General features: G+C 61.3%; 9 protein-coding genes. 4 read left to right on the plus strand and 5 right to left on the minus strand.

Features of this window, described 5'->3' with window-relative positions; all coding sequences use genetic code 11:
* The first annotated feature begins 8 nt into the window (after positions 1-8).
* Positions 9-2,384, plus strand: coding sequence for an RND family transporter (locus EJD88_RS08580; RefSeq protein ID WP_112195637.1), 2,376 nt, complete (start codon positions 9-11; stop codon positions 2,382-2,384).
* 52 nt (positions 2,385-2,436) lie between these two features.
* Here EJD88_RS08580 and EJD88_RS08585 read toward each other — a convergent pair whose 3' ends face one another.
* Both EJD88_RS08585 and EJD88_RS08590 read right to left on the minus strand, forming a co-directional pair.
* On the minus strand, positions 2,437-7,350 hold the full coding sequence (locus EJD88_RS08585; protein ID WP_158877704.1) for a hypothetical protein: 4,914 nt from the start codon (positions 7,348-7,350) through the stop codon (positions 2,437-2,439).
* Positions 7,351-7,540: 190 nt separating this feature from the next.
* Positions 7,541-12,214, minus strand: coding sequence for a hypothetical protein (locus EJD88_RS08590; protein WP_158877706.1), 4,674 nt, complete (start codon positions 12,212-12,214; stop codon positions 7,541-7,543).
* Positions 12,215-12,392: 178 nt separating this feature from the next.
* Between EJD88_RS08590 and EJD88_RS08595 the strand changes: the two genes are divergently transcribed.
* From EJD88_RS08595 to EJD88_RS08605, 3 genes are all read left to right on the plus strand, one after another.
* Positions 12,393-12,683 (plus strand): DUF5629 family protein, encoded by a 291-nt coding sequence (locus EJD88_RS08595; protein ID WP_158877708.1) that lies wholly within the window; start codon positions 12,393-12,395, stop codon positions 12,681-12,683.
* Entirely contained in the window at positions 12,670-13,845 is a 1,176-nt protein-coding gene (locus tag EJD88_RS08600) for a lactonase family protein (RefSeq protein WP_158877710.1), read from the plus strand. The genes EJD88_RS08595 and EJD88_RS08600 overlap by 14 nt, the downstream gene beginning before the upstream one ends.
* Before the next feature lie 156 nt (positions 13,846-14,001).
* Positions 14,002-14,181, plus strand: coding sequence for a hypothetical protein (locus EJD88_RS08605; RefSeq protein ID WP_158877712.1), 180 nt, complete (start codon positions 14,002-14,004; stop codon positions 14,179-14,181).
* 19 nt (positions 14,182-14,200) lie between these two features.
* On the opposite strand, the gene EJD88_RS08610 is transcribed toward EJD88_RS08605, so the two are convergent.
* The 3 genes from EJD88_RS08610 to EJD88_RS08620 are packed head-to-tail and all read right to left on the minus strand — an operon-like array spanning position 14,201 to position 19,667.
* Entirely contained in the window at positions 14,201-14,794 is a 594-nt protein-coding gene (locus EJD88_RS08610; RefSeq protein WP_099583245.1) for a glutathione S-transferase, read from the minus strand.
* Positions 14,791-18,429 carry an AAA family ATPase gene (locus tag EJD88_RS08615; protein ID WP_158877714.1) on the minus strand — a complete coding sequence of 1,213 codons (3,639 nt, stop codon included), beginning with the start codon at positions 18,427-18,429 and terminating at the stop codon, positions 14,791-14,793. Before EJD88_RS08615 ends, EJD88_RS08610 begins: the two co-directional genes overlap by 4 nt.
* The gene (locus tag EJD88_RS08620; RefSeq protein ID WP_158877716.1) at positions 18,426-19,667 is read right to left on the minus strand and encodes an exonuclease SbcCD subunit D C-terminal domain-containing protein; all 1,242 of its coding nucleotides are present in this window, start codon (positions 19,665-19,667) and stop codon (positions 18,426-18,428) included. Before EJD88_RS08620 ends, EJD88_RS08615 begins: the two co-directional genes overlap by 4 nt.
* Positions 19,668-19,680 lie beyond the last annotated feature (13 nt).

Here is a 19,680-nt window from a genome sequence, read left to right on the forward strand (position 1 = left end):
GGGACAGAATGAGCAGTCATCACAACGATAAAGCGACCTTTCTTGAGCGCCTGATCTTCAACAACCGCCCGGCAGTGATCGTGATCTGCCTGCTGGTAAGTGTTTTCCTGTTCTGGCAGGCGACGTTGATTCGCCCGTCCACCAGCTTTGAAAAGATGATCCCCCTCAAGCATCCCTTCATCGAAAAGATGATGGAACACCGCAACGACCTGGCCAACCTGGGCAACACGGTGCGCATCTCGGTGGAGGCCAAGGACGGTGACATCTTCACGAAGGAGTACATGGAGACCCTGAGGCAGATCAACGACGAGGTGTTCTACATCTCCGGCGTTGACCGTTCGGGCCTCAAGTCGCTGTGGAGCCCCAGCGTACGCTGGACCGAAGTCACCGAAGAAGGCTTTGCCGGCGGCGAAGTGATCCCGCAGAGCTACAACGGCTCGGCGCAAAGCCTCGACCAACTGCGCAACAACGTGCTCAAGTCCGGCCAGGTCGGGCGCCTGGTGGCCAACGACTTCAAGTCGAGCATCGTCGACATCCCGCTGCTGGAGTCCTACCCGGACCCGCAGGACCAGGGCAAGTTGCTGGCCCTGGATTACCGCAAGTTCTCCCATGAACTCGAAGACAAGATCCGCGACAAGTTCGAAGCGCAGAACCCCAACGTCAAGATCCACATCGTCGGCTTTGCCAAGAAGGTCGGCGACCTGATCGACGGGCTGGTGATGGTGGTGCTGTTCTTCGGCGTTGCGTTCGTCATCACCCTGGTTCTATTGCTGTGGTTCACCAACTGCCTGCGCAGCACCATTGCGGTGTTGAGCACCACGCTGGTGGCGGTGGTCTGGCAACTCGGCCTGATGCACTTCTTCGGCTTCGGGCTGGACCCGTATTCGATGCTGGTGCCGTTCCTGATCTTTGCCATCGGGATTTCCCATGGCGTGCAGAAGATCAACGGTATCGCCCTGCAGTCCAGCGAGGCAGACAACGCGCTGACCGCCGCGCGGCGGACTTTCCGGCAACTGTTCCTGCCGGGGATGATCGCGATTCTCGCTGACGCCGTGGGCTTTATCACGTTGCTGATCATCGACATCGGCGTGATCCGCGAACTGGCCATCGGCGCATCCATCGGCGTGGCGGTGATCGTGTTCACCAACCTGATCCTGCTGCCGGTGGCGATTTCCTATGTCGGCATCAGCAAGCGCGCCATCGCCAAGAGCAAAAAGGACGCAAACCGCGAGCATCCGTTCTGGCGCCTGCTGTCCAAATTCGCCAGCGCCAAAGTCGCGCCGGTCTCGGTGTTGCTGGCGTTGGTCGCTTTCGGTGGCGGCCTCTGGTACAGCCAGAACCTCAAGATCGGCGACCTGGACCAAGGCGCACCGGAACTGCGCCCGGACTCGCGCTACAACAAAGACAACAATTTCATCATCAGCAACTACTCCACCAGTTCCGACGTGCTGGTGGTGATGGTCAAGACCAAGGCCGAAGGCTGCTCGCGCTATGAGGCCATGGCGCCTATCGACCAGTTGATGTGGAAGATGCAGAACACCGAGGGTGTGCAGTCAGCGATCTCGCTGGTGACCGTGTCCAAACAGATGATCAAGGGCATGAACGAGGGCAACCTGAAGTGGGAAACCCTGTCGCGCAACCCCGATGTGCTGAACAACTCCATCGCCCGTGCCGATGGCCTGTACAACAACAATTGCTCGCTGGCGCCGGTGCTGGTGTTCCTCAACGACCACAAGGCCGAAACCCTCGACCGCGCAGTCCATGCGGTGCAGGACTTCGCCAAGGACAACAACAAGGATGGCCTGGAATTCATCCTCGCCGCCGGTAACGCCGGGATCGAAGCAGCCACCAACGAGGTGATCAAAGAGTCGGAACTGACTATCCTGATCCTGGTGTACCTGTGCGTGGCGACCATGTGCATGATCACCTTCCGCTCGTGGGCGGCGACCCTGTGCATCGTGCTGCCGCTGGTGCTGACTTCGGTGCTGGGCAACGCGCTGATGGCGTTCATGGGCATCGGCGTCAAGGTCGCGACCTTGCCGGTGGTGGCCCTGGGCGTGGGGATCGGCGTGGACTACGGCATCTACATCTACAGCCGCCTGGAAAGCTTCCTGCGTGCCGGTTTGCCGTTACAGGAAGCCTATTACCAGACACTCAAGTCCACCGGTAAAGCCGTGCTGTTCACGGGCCTGTGCCTGGCGATCGGCGTGTGCACCTGGATCTTCTCGGCCATCAAGTTCCAGGCCGACATGGGCTTGATGCTGACCTTCATGCTCTTGTGGAACATGTTCGGTGCACTGTGGCTGCTGCCGGCACTGGCGCGTTTTCTGATCAAGCCCGAGAAACTGGCGGGGCAGAAGGGCAATTCGTTGTTTGCGCACTGATTCCGTCAGCTGCGCACAGACGCCCGATGTCAGCATCATCGGGCGTTGATGATCAGGTGGCTGAGGGCGCGATGGCTAAAAACAGTTGATCCTGAGGCGGCATGATCAACACATACAGGATTTTCTCGATAGGTTCGGCCCCAGGCGACTGTTGGCTGCGTAACCGTGCCTGAACATGCTCTTTGAGCAGGTCCTTTTGCGTGTATTTACGCTGGCTGGCGAGTTTCAGATGGGCCCGGGTGTAGCGGGCTGGCGGTGCATCGGCGGTGGCGTAGTGAAAGTGCGCGTACCAGAGCACCGTCGGCGGCCTTTGTGCTTTGTCATACACGGCGTATTCGGTGAAGAAATCGCCGCCCAGGGTGGGCCGCTGCGGATCTGCCCGGCTGGTGAGGTTGATATCGATTTGTTTTTGCCGCCATAGGTATTCGAGGCTTTCCAGGCTTGGCCACTGGCGTTTATAGGCCTCACTGCACACCCGCTGCGCCATGCGCTCCATGTCCCTGGCGTGTGCCCGATAGGTGTCGATCAGGTCCTGCGCTGAAGGTTGGTTGCGGTGAGCGTGCGCGACTTCATCGGCGAGGTCCGTGAGCTTTTTCGCTTGCCCGGTGAGTAACTCGTCCCAGTCCGCGGGGTTGATGTCTTGCCGGGTGATGGCAGATTCCAGCTTCTGTTGTTGTGCGGTGATTACCCGTTCGATCTCTGTGCGTTGCCGGATCAGTTTCTCGCCCTGACTCTTGAGCGTTGCCAGGGGGCGCATACTTGCGGCGGGGGCTGGTGTGGCCAAGGGTTCCTGGACGGTTTCTACCCAGCTGTCAGCATCATAGGGCTCGAACGAGGCCACGGTTTCACCGGTAAAGGTGTTGCTGATGACGAGACGTTCCTGAGGGTGTTGGCTGTCAGCAGGCTTCAGGTCACCGACCAGGTAGTTTCTTTGGCGGGTTTTGAAGATGCGTTTTGTCGGCGCTTTCGGCCTGCGCAAGCTTGACGACAACGCTTCGACCTCCAGTGCCTCCTGGCTGCGCACCACGCTCTCCAGCTCGTTCTCGGCCAGCATCCGGGCTTGCCTGAGCCCATTCATGAGGCGTTCGGCGACAGGGTGAACGCGTTCCGGATTGATAAATGTGAGGGCCTCAATGGCGCGCTCGTAGCTGCGGTATTTATCGAGGAGCGTGGCGTATAGCATGCGTTGTTGATCGAGAGGGTAGCCGGTGCTGCTGCGTACTTCGGTGTGCGAAAGCAAGGCTTGGCTCAGGTTCGAATCGGCAAGATGTTCGATGTACAGCGCCTCCAGTGGCGGCGGCTCAAGTGCTGATAACTTGACCACTGCCCACGACAGCGGGATCAGCGCGTGGAGCTCCAGGTTCTCTGAAAAAAAGTGTTGGAGCGCGTCAATTTTTGAAAGCAACTCTTCACGTATCGCACGCCCTGCCACAGAGTCCTGTTCCAATAATTCAAGGGTGATTTCCATCTCGCGGGAGCGAGCGGCCATACGCTGGATGACGTCTGCCAGTTCAATCGCTCGGGTCACGTGTTCGTTGTACGCCCAAGGACGCCCGCTCTGCATCTCAGGCAACATCCGTTGACTCATTTGGCTCATGGGCTCGCCACGATCGGTGAATAGAAAGGTATCTGCCCATTTTTGCAGATGGATATGCAGGCGCAGTTGGTCCTCCCACAGTGTTTTCAGGGTCACTGCGCGGTCCTGCACGTGGCCACGAGTGCCTGCGTACTTTTCCAGATCCTGTCCCGCCTTGAACAGTTCAATACGCTTGGGTAGTAACAATGCGTACTGTTGTTCCGCCTTTTCCAGAGCAATTTCATAGCGCGTGCGCACCGTTGAATAGCTTGATATCTCTTGCTCGTGTCGAGCTTCAAGGGCCGGTTTTTGCGTGTCGGTGGCTTTATCCAGAAGGTTCCATACCAGTTTCAACGTGCTGATGTGTTGAAGCAGGGTTTTGCGCTCGCTGTTCAGCCCATCGAGCGATGCCCTGAACGCGGGCATCGAGTGGGTGAGCTCCACACTGAGCAGTTGAATGCGGCCCAGCAGTTGCTCCCTTTGGAGCCGATTGGCTTCACGTAAAGCCGCCACGCGCTTGGGGCCACCGCCGGTCAGTTTCAGCCCGCGGTCCAGGCTCCAGTGACCGGAGCCATCGGTTCGCAGCTTAATCCCAGGGTGGTCGGGTTTATCGGGGTCAATAGTGAACACCTCGTTAAAGCCCGGGACGATGCTGACGCGAAACAGCAGGCCACCCACCGACGCATGCCAGCGTTTGTCGAGCCTGAACAGCCCGCGTAGAGGGCCGAGCGCGATGGGTTCCGGGGCCGGTTCAGGCCAGGGAATATTGAACCCCAACAGTTTTTTCAGCAGGCGCGCCGAAGCACTGTCGCCGGCCAGTGAGCGGTCAATGTCCAACAGCGTGCGGCCACCACCGGGGGGCTCGGAGGGCAAGCCGACGATGCCCCGCTTAACCACGGCAGAGGCCGGGGGCGCTTGAGTGGATGGGCGGCTCAATGGCCATTGTTCCAGGGCCGGTGGAGCCGGCTCAGCGACGGCGGCGGGCTTTTTTGCCGCCTGGATGGGCAAGCCGAAGTGGATCAACACCATGCTGGTATTGAGCAGCAGGTCGACCCAGGCAAGTTCCCTGGCAGTCGGGTCGTCGCTCTCCAGTGCCGGCACGTCGTGCTTGAGGCTTTGTGCCAGTTGCATGAACCAGCCCACGGCCGCCAGCGGTCCGCGTACCAGCATCAACAGCGTATTGAAGCCCAGTTGCATGCCTTCGAGGATTAACGCCCAACGGCTTTCAGCGTTGGAGGTTGAATCGCGGTCGGCCTGGTCCAGCAACTGACGCGCTTCGCACTCAAACAGGTACTCCATCAGTTGGTTGCCATTGAGCGCTTGCAGAATCCGATCGTTGCTTTCATCTCCAGGCAGGGCAAGGGTGGCGGGAGGTGGAATTCTGGGCAAGGGATCGAACTCTGAACCGATCCCGCTGACACGCACGTAATGGGGCTCCTTGAACCCACCGTTGCTGTAGATAGACCGGGCGTCATCTTTCAACCAGGCCAGTACGCTGTCCTGGACCGCGCCAGGCTCGATGATGGCCGCCAGCAGGCTCTCCCGGTCGACGAACTCCAGCAGCGACTCGCGGTACGCGGGGCGATACAGCAGACGCGGTCCCGGCTGCCCGTTGCGCGGCTCGATGATGAACATGTTCTGTACCGTATCCGCCCTGGCGCCGGGCTTGCGCTGAAACGCCAGCACGCGCATCACGATTTCATCGGCACCCGCCCAACGCTCCGAACTGTGGGTGCCAAGCACTGCGTTGACATAGCGCAAACCGCCCGGCGTCAGCCCGGCTTCACCCTTTATCTTGTGCTCCAGGGCCAGGCTTTTCAGGTCGATGGGGCGTTGCTGGCAGAACAGGCGCTTGCGTTGTTGCGCCTCTGCTTCATCACTGAGCAGGCCCTGTTGGATGTAAGCCGGGTAATTGCGGCCGACATCAACGCGCTGCACCAGTTGGAGCAGGTATTGCGGGGTCAGCCAGGGTTCGATTGGCAGCCCTGCCGTGTGCTGCACTGTCATGCGCCCGGCGGGTGTACCGCTGAGGTTCTTCAGGGCCAGGTCGACCAGGCTCATCGGGACGTTCTCGACATAGCCACTTTGCAGCGTGCCCACGGGCACATGGAAGGTCAGGTGCAGGGTGTCGGCCGTGTAAGGCGAGTGGGCAGTGTCCGTGCAGGTGCGCTCGCCATGCAGCGCGGTATTTCGATCCAGGCACAGTTGATGGTTCAGGTGCCGGGTGGCGTAGGTGCGGATATCGTCCAGCCCGTCCAGGTAGCCTTTGCCGTGTGTCAGGCGTCTGAGGTTGGCTTGTTCGAGCAGGCGTTGATGAAAGGCAAAACGGTCGGCAGGCGAGGCGTCGCGTAGCCAGTCAGGAAGGGCGGCCTGGATCGACGGCAGTGTTTGGCCGGGCATACGCGGCGCATGGCTAAACAGCTCGGCCGGATCAGTCAGGGCGTCAAACTGCGTCTCCAGCCGATGGACGGTGCTGTCGGCGGGCAGGTGTATGCGAGCCAGCGCGTCCAGTTGTTGATTCAAGATCAGGGCGGCTTGCACCTCGAAAATATCGCCGTCGGGTTCGTACTGCCGCCAGGTGATCGTATCGGCGATCCATTGTGCTTGCATGTGCTTGCCCCAGGCTTCACCGAAAGCATCCAGGCTGGCATAGGACAGGATCTGGCCTGACAAGGCACACCAGAACACGCGGCTGCCACTGACCACCAGGATATCGCTGGCCTGCAGCGTCAGCGTGGTATTCCCGCGCACCAGCTGGGTTTCCAGGGTGTACGCGTGAATCGCGTTATCGGGCCACAGCCGTTCGGACCTGGCTTCTCGGCTGGGACAGTCGGCCAGGGTGCTGAGTATTTGCAGTTGCTGGGCATCATCACCGGACTGGCGCACGGCCGAGGTGCTCAGCCGGCCTCGCAGCACACTTGCCAACCATTGCCAGCGGCTGCCGCCAGCATCGCTGTTCTGCTCCCAGTAGGTGGCCAGCGCCTCTTGCGCGCCGACAAACAGAATCAGGGGCAGCTCGCGTATCGCGTCTTCAAAGACATGCCGGTCGTAGCTGCGCTCGCCATTGGCTTGGAAGGTGAGCCGGGTACCGGTTTTGTCGCTCAGGTAAGCGTCCAGTCCGTAGCGAAACGACAGATCGGGAAAACTGCCGTCGGCAAGATGTTGGAGCGCCACGTCCAGTAGCGGGCGCAGACCTCGGCCGCCACCTTCGCGGGGTAGCGCCAGGCAAAGACCTGAGAGGGGAATGGATAACAGCGGCGGATATTTCTCTTCCAGGGTGCTGGCCAGCATTTGAGCAACAACTGAGCGCAGTGAGGGCCGCGTGGAAAATTGCGCGGCTACGACTTTTTTCAGCAGGTTTTCGGCCGGACTTGGCGGGATGACAGGCATGGACATCTTCCTTTACGTGGACAAGTGAATGCCTTCGTAAAGTAAGATCAACAGTTCGCCCGATGTGGTAGCCCGATATTATCGGAAGGCTTTACGGCAACGCGCGCGAGGCTGATCAACCCCGCGCGCGTAGTAACGACCAGACACGGCAGTGCTTATGCGCGATTGCTGTTAGTGGGATGTTCTGGCCTCAGGGTTCGAGCGACAAAAACCAGCGCTCGGCCAACGCCTTGCCGATCAGCCCACGGTGTACATCCACCACCGTCTGCGGGCTCTGAGCCTGGGCCAGTAACGAGTAGTAGCTCTGCGTTCGTTGCGCAGCGGTTTTCAAGTGGGCGGCGGTGTAGCCGGCCTTGGGTGTATTGGCGGCCGGGTAGTGAAAGTGCGCGAACCACAGCGGTTTGCCTTGCTGGTCATTCACCGCGTATTCCTGGATGAAGTCCCGACGCTCGCCTTTTAATTGAAACCGTACATTCCACCTGGACACGCTGACCTGTTTTTCGCCGATCAGGTATTCAAGGTTGCCGTGAGTCGGCGGCAGTTCCAGGCTCAATTGAATACGCAGGGCCTTGCCGCGAGCGCTCAGGCGTCGTCCGGCTTCACGCAGGTCGGCCACCAGCGTCTGGTCCGCGACGGTGCGGGCACTTTCGGCCTGGGCCTGAATCAGCCGGTCCATCTCGGTGGCCAGCTTGTCGTAGCGGACCGCTTCGTACTGCAGGATCTCCTCGACCTCTTGCGGATGCTTGCAGATTTTCCTGTAGTCGTCGCCCCGACGCAGGTGCTCTTCAACCATCGCCAGCAGCTTGCGCGCATTGCCTTTGACCAGGCCGAACTCGCGCGGGGCAGCGGGCGGCTGGGCAGGCGTTGCTTCGACGAACTCGACCCAGTCGTCACCGTCCTGCGAGTACATTCCCAGCAGTTGGTCGTTGGCTTCGTCTCGCACCTCGACGATTTCCACGTTACCAACGGGTTTTACCTCGCCGATAAGCGTGGCCTTTTTTCGGGTCCGAATGACCTTTTTTGCGGGTCTTCCCGTGACTGCGGCAGGGCGCCGGGGTGGCCGTCGGCTGGTTTGCGCAGGAGGTTTGACTTCGCTGGCCAAGCGTCGCGTGACGTCCTGGTAGAGCTCATCGAGCAAGGTGAACAGTTTGCTGTTGTAGGTCGGGTCCAGCACGCCGGCGTCAACGATGCCCAAACCCTGCAACGAATCCAGGGCGCGACCATAATGCTCCACCAGGCTCTCCAGCACACTCAGGCGATCACTGGCCGACAGTTCCAGCCTGTTGAGTTCACTGTGGGTGCGCAAATGCTGTTGCAGCGGCTCGACAATGGTGTCAAACGCAATGAACAGCGGATGCTGGACGTCTTTGACGACCAGCAGTTTCAGGCAGCGGATTTGCAGATCCTTGATGGCCAGGGCGCTGTTCTCGTTCGGTCGGTCCGGAGTCAAGCGTTTGAACGCGTCGGCACCGGAGGAGCCGAGATTGAATAACTGCTCCAGATGACGATCCTCGGACTCAAGCCCGCGCATACTGCGTTCATTGATGTCCAGCATTTGATGGAGGAACTGTCGATAAACCATCGGTTCGCTGAGCACCGCCCGGTACAGGGCGGCGCTATCACGGGTGAACGAAGGATGGGCGCGGTAGAGTGCTTGCCTGTCTGTTTCTGCGACCACCACATGTTTGCGGGCGTTATTGATGGTGTTCTCCAAAAGCGCCAGGGTGCTCTTGAGCGGCAGTGGAATGTTCAGTTCGTTGCGTTCCTGGGCGCTGTTGAGGATCTTCAGGTAATCGCGGGTCTGGGTTCTGAGGGCATCGTCGAAGCGCTTGCGCGCGTTGGCCCGCTGCACCTCGCTGAATCGGGCATTCTGTTCGGCGTTTTCCATCGCGGCCTGGGCCGCGTCCACTGTGCGTTGCCGTTCCTGTTGGTTTGCCAGCATCTGCTCATACTCACCTTGCAACTCACTGATACGCAGTGCCTTGCGCTGGCGTTCGGCGGCAATCCGTTTTGGCGGCATGCCCCCGTGTAGCCGCAGCCGGGTATCGACGGACCAGACACCCTGTGCGTTGGTACGCAGGTAGGGGCCGCGCCGCTTGCTATCGGCATGGTCGACGATCACCACGCTGCCATCGTCGTCCAGAACGACCTGGAACAGGTCCCCCTCAACCTGGGCGTGCCAGTGGTTTTCGATCAGGTACAAGCCTCTGCGTGGGCCGTTCAACACGGGCTGGGGCAAGGTGGGTGGCGTGGCGACTTTAAATGCCGCAAGGCGCATACGCTGGCTTGGTGTGAGGCGCTGGCTTGCCTGGGCGAAACTGAAATCCAGGGCCGTACGGTTGTCGCGCGGCAGTTTTCCGGCCAGGGCCACGGTGCCTTGGCGGCGCTGCGGGGAAGGCAGGGGCGGCCAGCGCGAGGCATCGCGGCGAGGTACGGGTGCGTGCAAAGCCCGTTGCCGGATGGCCGGGGCCAACGGTGGTGGTCGTGTCTGCACCGATGGGAAGTCCAGCAACGCCATCGCGACGTTGAGCAACAAGTCGATGGCGCCCTGTTCGCGGTCGAGGGGGGGCTGGCTGCTGAGGGCCTGAATATCCCGGGTAACGCTGGCGAACAGGATCAGTAACCACCCGGTAAGCATCGCCGGGCCACGCAGTACCGGCACCAGCAGGCTGCCGAACAGCAAGCTCGCGCCTTCCATCAACACTTGCCAGCGGCTTTCGTTGTTGGACACCGACGCGCGTTCGGCCTGATCCACCAGGGCCCGGGCGTGGTCGCTGAACAGGTAGCGCATCAATTGCCCGGTCACCAGGCATTGTTGCAGTTCATCGTTGAGGCCATTGCCGGCGAGGGTCGCCGGCGGCGGCGTGTACAGTGGCGCGAATTCGTCGCCTTGGCCAAAGCGCACGTAATGGGGTTGGCGAAAGCCGCCCTGGTCGTAGATCGGCCGCACGTTGTCGGGCAGCCAGGTCAGCACGCTGGTTTGTAACGCTCCGGGCTCGGCGATGGCCTCGAACAGCGCAGCACGGTTGGCGAACTCGCGCAGCGGTTCGGCATACAGCGGTCGATACAGGAGGTGCGGGCCACTCTCAAGATTCTGGTACTCAATGAGGTACATGGCGCTGACCGTATCCGCTGGGGCGCCTGGGACACGCGAGAATGCCAGGTGACGAATCGCCACGGGATGGTTGTTGACGTGCTGGTCTGCACTCTCGGGCTGCATCAACGCGTCGACCATGTTGACGCCTTGGGGCGTCACGCCGGCCGCGCCCTGGAGGCTCAGCTCCAAGGCCAGCAACGGCAGCTGCACTCGCTGTTGATCGGTAAACAGGACTTCGCGTCGCTGTGCGTCAGGTGTGTCGCTCAGCAGGGCTTGTTTAAGCTGCAGGGGGTAGTGTTTGCCGATGTCGACTTGTTCGATCAAGCCATCACTGCCCGTGAGGTACTCCGCCGTCAACCAGTCCGGCAGTGGGGTGCCGTGGCGATGGGCAATCGACAGTTGGCCGCTGGGACGGGCGGACAGGTTATTGATGGCCAGTTCGGTGAGGCTCATGTTCACGTGTTCGACGATACCGGCGCCGCCGGGGTAACCGGCGGCCACCACGAACGTCAACATCACATCATCGGGGTTCAATGCGGCCTGGGGCGCGGGGGCTGCGGCCCTGGCGGCCTCGCGCTGCAACGCTTGCTGCAGGGCGCGGACCGTGTAGGTGTGGATGTCGTCAATGTCACTGAGGAAGGTGCGTCCTTGCGCCCGCTGCTTTGCGCTGGCCAGGGCCAGGCTGTATTGCCGGTAACGGGAACGATCGGCGGGGAGCGCATCGCGCAATGGGTCGGGCATGAGCGCCCGCACGGTCCTGAGGTGCGGCAGGCGGTCTGGCGGGGCATCGATAAAGTATCGCCCTGGGTCGGTGAATTCGCGGTACAACGCTTGCAGTGTCGCCGGGCTTTGATCCAGTGGCAGGTTCAGGTCGGCAAGGTTTTCCAATTGCTGGTTGAGGATGATCGCTGCCTGGTGGTCGAAGATCGAGCCTTCGGGTTCGTAGCGGTTGCAGGTGATTGTCTGGGCTTGATACTGCGCGCTGATGCGCTGTTCCCAGGCGGTGGTGAAGTCATCCAGGGACGTAAAATGTTCAACCCGGCCACTGGGTGTACACAGCAGCACCGGCGCTTGGCCGTTGATGACGCGAGTCAGCAGCAGGTGCTCGGGAAGCAGGCGAGCACTGCGGCCCTTGTTATCAAGTGTGGTCTCGATACCGTAGGCCATCACGGCATGCTCACCGTAGCGTGCCATGCGCTGGGCGCGGTCTGGGGTGGTGGTGAGCTGGTCGATGGTTTGGCGGGCTGTCTCATCCAGCGTCGGCTGGCCGAGAGCGGCGGCCTGCAAGGTGCTCCTGAGCATATCGCTGAGCCAGCGCCAGCGGCTCACACCGTTGTCCGCGTCCTCATTCCAGAAGCGGATCAACACGTCCTGCAGGGCAATCGGCAGGGTGGCGGGCAATTCCCGGATCACGTCCTCGATGACCTTCATGTCCAGCTTTTCTGTAGTGGTACCCGGCAGCTCCAGGGGCTTGGGCGGAGCGTCGGACAGGTAATAGGCGGTGTCATTGACGTCACTGAAGTCCAGTGGGCCATTGCTGCCCAGGTACTGGTAGACGACGTCTATCAAGGGTTGGAGTTTCCAGCCACCGGAGGGCTGTGGAATGGCCAGTCGGGTAAGGGACAGGTCGATCGCCAATGAGGGGTAGCGTTCATTGATGGCACCCAGGAGCAGAGGGCGGATGATTGTTTCCAGGGCTGCGAGGCCAGCAAATTGCTGGCTCACCACCTGGGCCGTCAGGTCTTCAGGGAGGGCAGGAGAGGGCATGGGCGTAAAAGTCCTTTTCTAGGGCGCGCCGCCTGGATCAGGCGAGGTCATTTCAGCCAAGCATGGTGTCTGTGGGCGGGCCGCAGGCGGTAGCCGGCTATGGCCGGGCAACGCGAAGGAAGAAAGGCGTGAAGGATTGGCCTATCATCAGTGTCTTTCTTGCTGATGAATGACCCTGATGACTGCTAATACCTTGCTGGCTGAACTTGCCACCAGCGCCATGCTTGAAATCGATGGCCTGCATGCCTTTGAGTTTCACCTCTATGCCCAGAAATTGCTGATCACCGCCATGGACGGCCGTGAGGAAAAACGCTGGGAGTTCAGCACGGCTCAGGTGCAGGCGGCTACTTTCGACACCACCTTGCAAAGCTGGCTCCTTACCGGTGATTCGGGCGAGCACCGCCTGATCTGCATGAGCGGCTTCACCGGCAACAATAACGACGAGGATGAAGCCGATGATGATGCGTAAATTCTGGCCCCTGTTGATGGCCGGCAGTGTCGGTGCGATGTCGGTGCAAGCCGCCCCGGCCGACACCTATGAACTGTTGGTCGGCAGCTACACCGCCGGCAGCAGTGAGGGTATCTACCGCCTGCAATTCGACAGCCGTACCGGCCAGCTCCAGGGCCCGCCGGTGCTGGCGGCCAAGGCGGCCAACCCGTCCTGGCTGACGGTCTCCAAAGACCAGAAGCACCTGTTTGTGGTCAACGAAAATGGCCCGGGCCAGACGGACGCTGTAGGTCGGGTCAGCAGCTACAGCATTGATCCGAAGAGTCATCAGCTCACCCTGATCAACCAGGTGCAGAGCCTGGGCAACGAGCCGACGCACTCCAGCGTCGCCGGGGACGGGCGTTACCTGTTTGTCGCCAACTATTCGGTGCTGGAAGATCCGGGCGGCAGCCTGGCGATCCTGCCGGTGGACGCCACCGGCAAACTGTCGGCGCCGGTGCAGTTGAGCGGGCATCCGGCCAGTCGCGTGAACCCTGAGCGCCAGGCGTCCAACCATGTGCACTCGGTGGTGTCGTCGCCAGATGGCAAGTATGTGTTCGTGCAGGACCTGGGGGCGGACAAGCTGTTTGCCTACCGCTACGATCCCAAGGCCAATCACGAATTGCCACTGACCCCGGCCAATCCGGCCTCGGTGCAATTACCGCCCGGCAGCGGTCCGCGTCACTTGCTGTTCAGCGCCGATGGCAAACACGCCTGGCTGACCACCGAGATGAGCGCGCAGGTCGCGGTGTTCGATTATCACGACGGTAAGCTCACGCAGACACAATTGGTGGAGTTCGCTGCCGGGCAACCGGTTTCCGACAAGGCGGGCGCCGCGCTGCACGCCTCCGGTGATGGCAAATTCCTGTATGTGAGCAACCGTGGCACCGCCAACCAGCTGCTGGTGTTCAGCATCGACCCGGCGACCGCGCACCTCAAGGAAGTCCAGCGCCGCTCCGTGGAAGGTGACCACCCGCGTGAGTTCAGCCTGGACCCGAGCGGCAAGTTCCTGCTGATCGCCAACCAGAAGAGCAATGAAATCGTGGTGGTCGAACGTGACCCCAAGACCGGCCTGCTGGGTAAAACCGTGCAGAAATTACCGATTGATGCCCCTAGCGACCTCAAGTTCCTGGTGCGTCAATAAGCCACAGGCCCCGCACTGCGGGGCCTGAGCCTTTCTATTAATTGTGTTGATAGCGGCTAGTGTTTCAAAGCATTTCTAAGGTTCAACCCTCGGGCGTAAGTTGGGTTCCAAGGCCTTCACCGGCCACCCAACCAAACGCACACAAGGGTTACCGACATGAACTTCAATCTCTTCTCGATCATCGCCGCCTCTGCTGTTTCCGCCACCGTGGCCTTGCCCGCGTCCGCCAGCGTGGAAGTCAGTGGCAAACAATCGAGCACCAGCGCCTACACCCAGAAATACCTGCAACAAAGCGCCAACTTCTATGCGGCCCTGGATCACAAGACTCAGCACTGAACGCCAGGGTGTGCGGGGCTCAAGCTTTTGCCATCACCGTGAGAAACAGCGGCGAGTCCAGGAAACGTTGTAGCCAAACCGCTAGCCGCTGATACGGTGCCCCTGCAAACCACTCCCGATCCACATGAGCAAACTGGCGCACAAACGGCGCCAGTGCCACATCGGCCAGGCTCAAATGGTCGGCCAGCAAGTAGTCGGTCCCCGCCAGCAAGTCCTCAAGCTTCTGCAAAAATACCGCGCCCTCGGCCCGATAATGCTCCATTGGCTGCTCGGGGTAGCGTTCGGCATATTTGTATCGATTCAAATGATGCTTGAACGCTGAATCGTTCTCGGCAATCAACTCCAACACCCTGGCATCGCCCTGCAGCAACCAATCGTCAGGGTCGTTCTGCGCCAGCGCCCATTGCATGATCGCCAGGCTCTCGTCGATGACCTGACCGTCCACACTCAACACTGGCACCGTGCCCTTGGGTGACAGCGCCAGCATCTCTGCCGGCTTGGCTTTCAGGCTCACCTCGATGATCTGTACCGGCACGCCCGAATACCGCAGGGCCAGGCGTGCGCGCATGGCGTACGGGCACCGGCGAAACGAATACAGCAGCGCCTCGCTCACTTGACCTCCAGGGTGCTCAAGCCATTGCCTTGGCGCTTGACCTGGATCTGCACGGGGATGCGCTCATGCATTTCCTGTACGTGGGAAATCACCGCGACTTTGCGGCCCTGGGCCTGCAAGCCGTCCAGGGCATCCATCGCCAATTGCAGGGACTCCGGGTCGAGGCTGCCGAAGCCTTCGTCGATAAATAGCGACTCGATCTTCAGCGTGCTGGACGCCATCGACGCCAGGCCCAAGGCCAGCGCCAGCGACACCAGGAACGTCTCGCCGCCGGACAAGGAATGCACCGAGCGCAGTTCGTCGCCCATTTCCGTGTCCATCACCAGTAACCCGAGCATGCTGCCACCGCGCTTGAGGCGGTAGCGGCGCACCAGTTGGCGCAGTTGCACGTTGGCGTGATGCACCAGCAGGTCAAGGTTGTAGGCCTGGGCGATCTTGCGGAACGTATCGCCGGTGGCCGAGCCGATCAACGCATTCAAGCGCGCCCAGCGTTGCCACTCTTCATAGGCCTGGGTGATGCGCTCGGCCAGCGCATGGTTGGCATCCTGGCGGCGTTGGTCCTCGGACTGACGCGCGCGCAGTTCAGCCACCTGTTTTTCGCCTTCAGCCAATTGTTGATTGAGGCTGGCCAGGGCGCTGTCCAGTTGCTCGGCATCCAGGTTACCGTTGTGCGAAGCCTGATGTTCGGCGAGGCGTTGCTCGCGCTCTTGCAGCAGGACCTTGGCTTGTTCGACGGCCTTTTCGCTGGCCTGCAGCTGTTGGCGCAGTGCGCTGACCTGGGCGTCGTCGAACGCCAGAAGCCGTGTCAGGCCAGTGTCATCCAACTCAGGGTGCAGGGCGCGCCACTGTGCGAGGCGTGTTTCGAGTTCCTGCCGTTCAGCGTCCAGGGTGTGCTGACGTTCCTGGCGGGATTTGAGATCAGCGGCCAGTTGGATCAGCTCGTTGTGGATGACCTGCAACTGTTGGTTGGCGTCGGTTTCGCTCTGGCGCGACTGCACCACGGCCTGCTCCAGTTGTTGCTGCCACTGTTCAGCGCTGGCGTGCTCGCCCAGCAGTGTACGGAGTGTGTCCTGGGCCACCTGTTGCCGGGCCGCCAGCTCGGTGAATTGCTGGTTCAGCGCATCGAGTTGCTGCTGGCGATGCTGCTGGTGGGTGTGTTCTTTCTCGATGGCCTGCTGGCGCTCCTGTTGCTCGGTCAGTTCATCGTGCTGATGACCCAGCTGCTCAAGGCGCTGGCTCACCTGCTGGTCGAGCAACATAAAGGTCGCGGCCGGTTCGTTGCGCAAGCCTTCGAGGGTGTCGGCCGGCAGCAGGCTGGCGAAGGCCTGGAGTTCTTCATCAAGACGCTCGCGGTCGTTGGACAGCTCGCGCTGCTGATCCAGCATCAATTGGCGGGCCTGCTGGCTCGCCTCCTGGGCCAGTTGCAGTTGCTGCTGCAGGCGCCCGGCGTTCTGTTGCAGGTTGAGCAGGGCGCCCTGGCGTTGTTCGTCCTGGCTGATGCTTTGGGTCAGTTGGCTTAGTTGCTGGGTCAACCAGTCGCTGCGTTTGGCCGCGTCCTGGTTGAGCAGCGAGGCGGACAACGGGTGAGCTTCAAGGCTCGGCGCAAGGCCCTGTTGCTGGATTGCCAACTGCTCTTGCTGTTGCAGAAATTCCTTTTGCTGGGCAATCAAGCCGCCCACTTCAGCGCGCAATTCGGTGAGTTTTTCCTTGAGCGTGTCGACGGCTTTCTGCGCCGTGGCCTCCTCGTTTTCATCGTGGCGGCCGAGGCTGTGCAGCAACGCTTCGGGTTGGTGATAGGGGTGCTCATGGCTGCCGCAGACTGGGCAGGGCTGATCATCTTGCAACTGTTCGCGCAGCTCTTCGACGCTGGCACTGCGCGCCAGGCGCTGGCGTTCCAGCAATTGTCGGGTGACCGTCAACGTCTGCTCGGCGACCGCCAGTTCGGCCTTGGTGTGCAGGCCGGCCTGGTTCAGTTGGTCCCGTTGCTGCGCGGCGTCGACGAGCTTTTGCGTGAGGGCAGCGGCCTGCTGGTCCAGCTGCTGCTGGCTGTCCCACAGGCGCGTCAGGTCTTCGAAGGCGCGCTGTTGCTTGCGATTGTCTTGCAGCAGGCTGGCCAGCAGTTGCACCTGTTCGGCCACGGCGTGGGGTTCGGCGCCGGCTTCTTGATAGAGCAGGTCGAGGGCTTCGCGTTGCTGGGCAAACGTGTCGGCCGAGGTGGTGGCGCGTTCTTGCAGTTGAGGCAGTTCGGCCTGGCCTTTGTTCAGGCGGTTGCCGATCAGCATTAGCTGTTGCAGGCGGTCGCGGTAGGCGTTCCAGGCTTCGCTCAGAGGGGCGAGGCTGGCACTGCGCTCAAGCTCGGCAGACAAACGTTGCAGGCGCTCGGCAACCTGGGTGTGTTTGTCTTGCAGGCCCTTGAGCAGGGCGTGGCCCTCGGTGCAGGCGGTTTCCTGCTGCTGTTTTTCCTCCGTGCGCTTGGCCAGGTCACGGGTCAAATGGGCGAGGGTGCTTTGCGCTTCGAAGGCCTGGCGCAATAGCGGCGCCGCGTCTGCTTGGTTGCTCAGCGCTTGAGCCAAGGCACTTTGTGCTGTCGCTTGTTGCAGCTGCGCGTGTTGCTGACGGGCGTGCAGGGCGTTTTGCTGCTCGATGTGCTGCTGAATCTGCGCTGCCAGCGGGGTCAGCAACGTGCCGAGTTCAGCCTGTCGTGCAAAGTGATGGCGTTGCGGCGCCAATTGCTCCAGCCGGCTCAGGTCCTGGCGTTGCGGGCCCTGGCTATCCCAGTCGCCTTGGGCGCGATGCAACTGTTCGGTGGCACTGAGTTGGCGTTCCTGCCATTCGCGCAGTTCCTTGAGCCAGGTGTGCTGCAATTCCAACTGCTTTAGCTGGGCCTGCTGAGACTTGAAGTGCTGCTGGGCGTCGGCCAGTTGCTGATCCAGCTCGGCGCGGGCTTCGGCGGCCAGGGGGACCACGCCAGTGGCCTGATCCTGCAGCTGCTTGTGCGTGTCCTTGGCGTCCTTGGCCTTGTCGAATGCGCGGCGCCCCAGTTGGGTATAGAGCGCGGTATCGGTGAGCTTTTCCAGCAGTTCGCTGCGCTCGTTGTCGTTGGCCTTGAGGAAGGCGCTGAACTCACTCTGGGCCAGCAGTACGGCGCGGGTGAATTGCTCGAAGTTCAGACCCAGGGCCAGTTCCAGCTGGGTCTTGTATTCGGTCTTCTGGCTGGCCAGCAGTTGGTCGCTGTCCAGGTCCATCAGGCTTTGCCGGCTGTTCTGCAGCTTGCCGCTGGCTTTGTCGCGGGCGCGATTGGCTTCCCAGCGCGCACGGTAGCGGCGGCCACTGACGCCGACAAAATCCACCTCGGCATAGCCGCCGCCGGTGCCACGACGGATCAGGGTGCGTGGATCGCCGATGGAAATATCGGTGTCGGCATCGGGCATCTTGGCCTGGCCGGTATCGCCCAAGCGCGGCACGGCGCCAAACAGCGCCAGGCACAGTGCATCGAGCAACGTGCTTTTACCGGCGCCGGTCGGCCCGGTGATCGCGAACAACCCGGCGCTGGCCAGGGGGTCGGCGGTAAAGTCGATCTCGAACGGGCCGGCCAGGGAGGCGAGGTTTTTCAGGCGGATGGCGAGGATCTTCATGGCTGTTCCTCCTGCTGTTGTACTTCCTGGAGCAGCACGGCGAAGTCCTTCAGGGTCTGTTCATCCACTTCACTGCCGTAGCTGTCCTGCCAGGCGCGGCTGAACAGCTCTTGGGGCGTGAGTTGGTCGAGTTCGATCAAGCGCTCTTCGTCAGTGGCATCGCTGCCGCGTTTGCCGGCGTACTCGGCGGCGATGCGCACCAGGCGCACGGCCTTGCCTTGCAGGGCGGTTTCGATCTGTTGGCGCAGGTCCGGTTGCGGTTCGTCGAGGCGTACACGCACTTCCAGCCACGGGTGGCGCTGGGTTTCGGCGAGCAGGTCGATGTCGGGCAGCTCTGCCAACTGCTTGAGGATATCCGCCAGGGGCGCGGCTTCGAGGCGTTGCAGGTCGACCGAGCGGGGAATCAGCAGCGGTTCGACACTCACCAGGCATTGGCCCTGGAAGGTCACATCGAGAATCTGGTGCTTGTAGCCGATCTCGGAAAACGACAGCGGAATCGGTGAGCCGCTGTAGCGAATGCGCTCTTCGCCGTTGACCTTTTGCGGCTTGTGCAAATGACCGAGGGCAACGTAGGCGACACTTTTGTCGAACAGTTTGGCGGGCAGTGCCTCGGCATTGCCGATGATCAGGCTGCGCTCTGAGTCTTCCGACACCGAACCACCGGCCATGTGCGCATGGCTAATGGCAATCAGCGCCTGGCCTTTTTTGCGTTTGGCGTTGGCGGCGGCGATCAGCCATTCATGTACCTGGCCGATTCCACGCAGGTAATCGTCACCCAGCTGGGCGCCGGTGACTTCCGCTGGCCGCAGGAAGGGCAGGGCCAGGCACCAGGCGCCGATCTTGCCTTTGGCATCCGGCAGCGGGATCAGCAGCCGGTCGGCATCCAACTGCCCGTCATCCAGCCACAGCACGCGGCCGAGCGCATGGGTGCGCAGGCGCCGCATCAACGGCGCGGGCAACTCGATGCGCGAGCCGGAATCGTGGTTGCCGGCGATCATCACGATGGTCAGGTTGGGGTTTTGTTCATGGGCGCTGATGATGAAGTCATACAGCCGCTCCTGGGCCTTGAGCGGCGGGTTGACCGTGTCGAAGATATCGCCGGCGATCAACAGCACATCGGGGCGATGGGTATTGAGTTGGCCCAGCAGCCATTCAAGGAAACAGGCGTGTTCGAAGTCGCGTTCCTGGCCGTGCAGGTTTTGGCCAAGGTGCCAGTCGGAGGTGTGGAACAGACGCAAGGCGAACTCCGTG

The sequence above is a fragment of the Pseudomonas sp. PB105 genome, from assembly GCF_009764655.1.
GTDB classification, from domain to species: domain Bacteria; phylum Pseudomonadota; class Gammaproteobacteria; order Pseudomonadales; family Pseudomonadaceae; genus Aquipseudomonas; species Aquipseudomonas cyclaminis.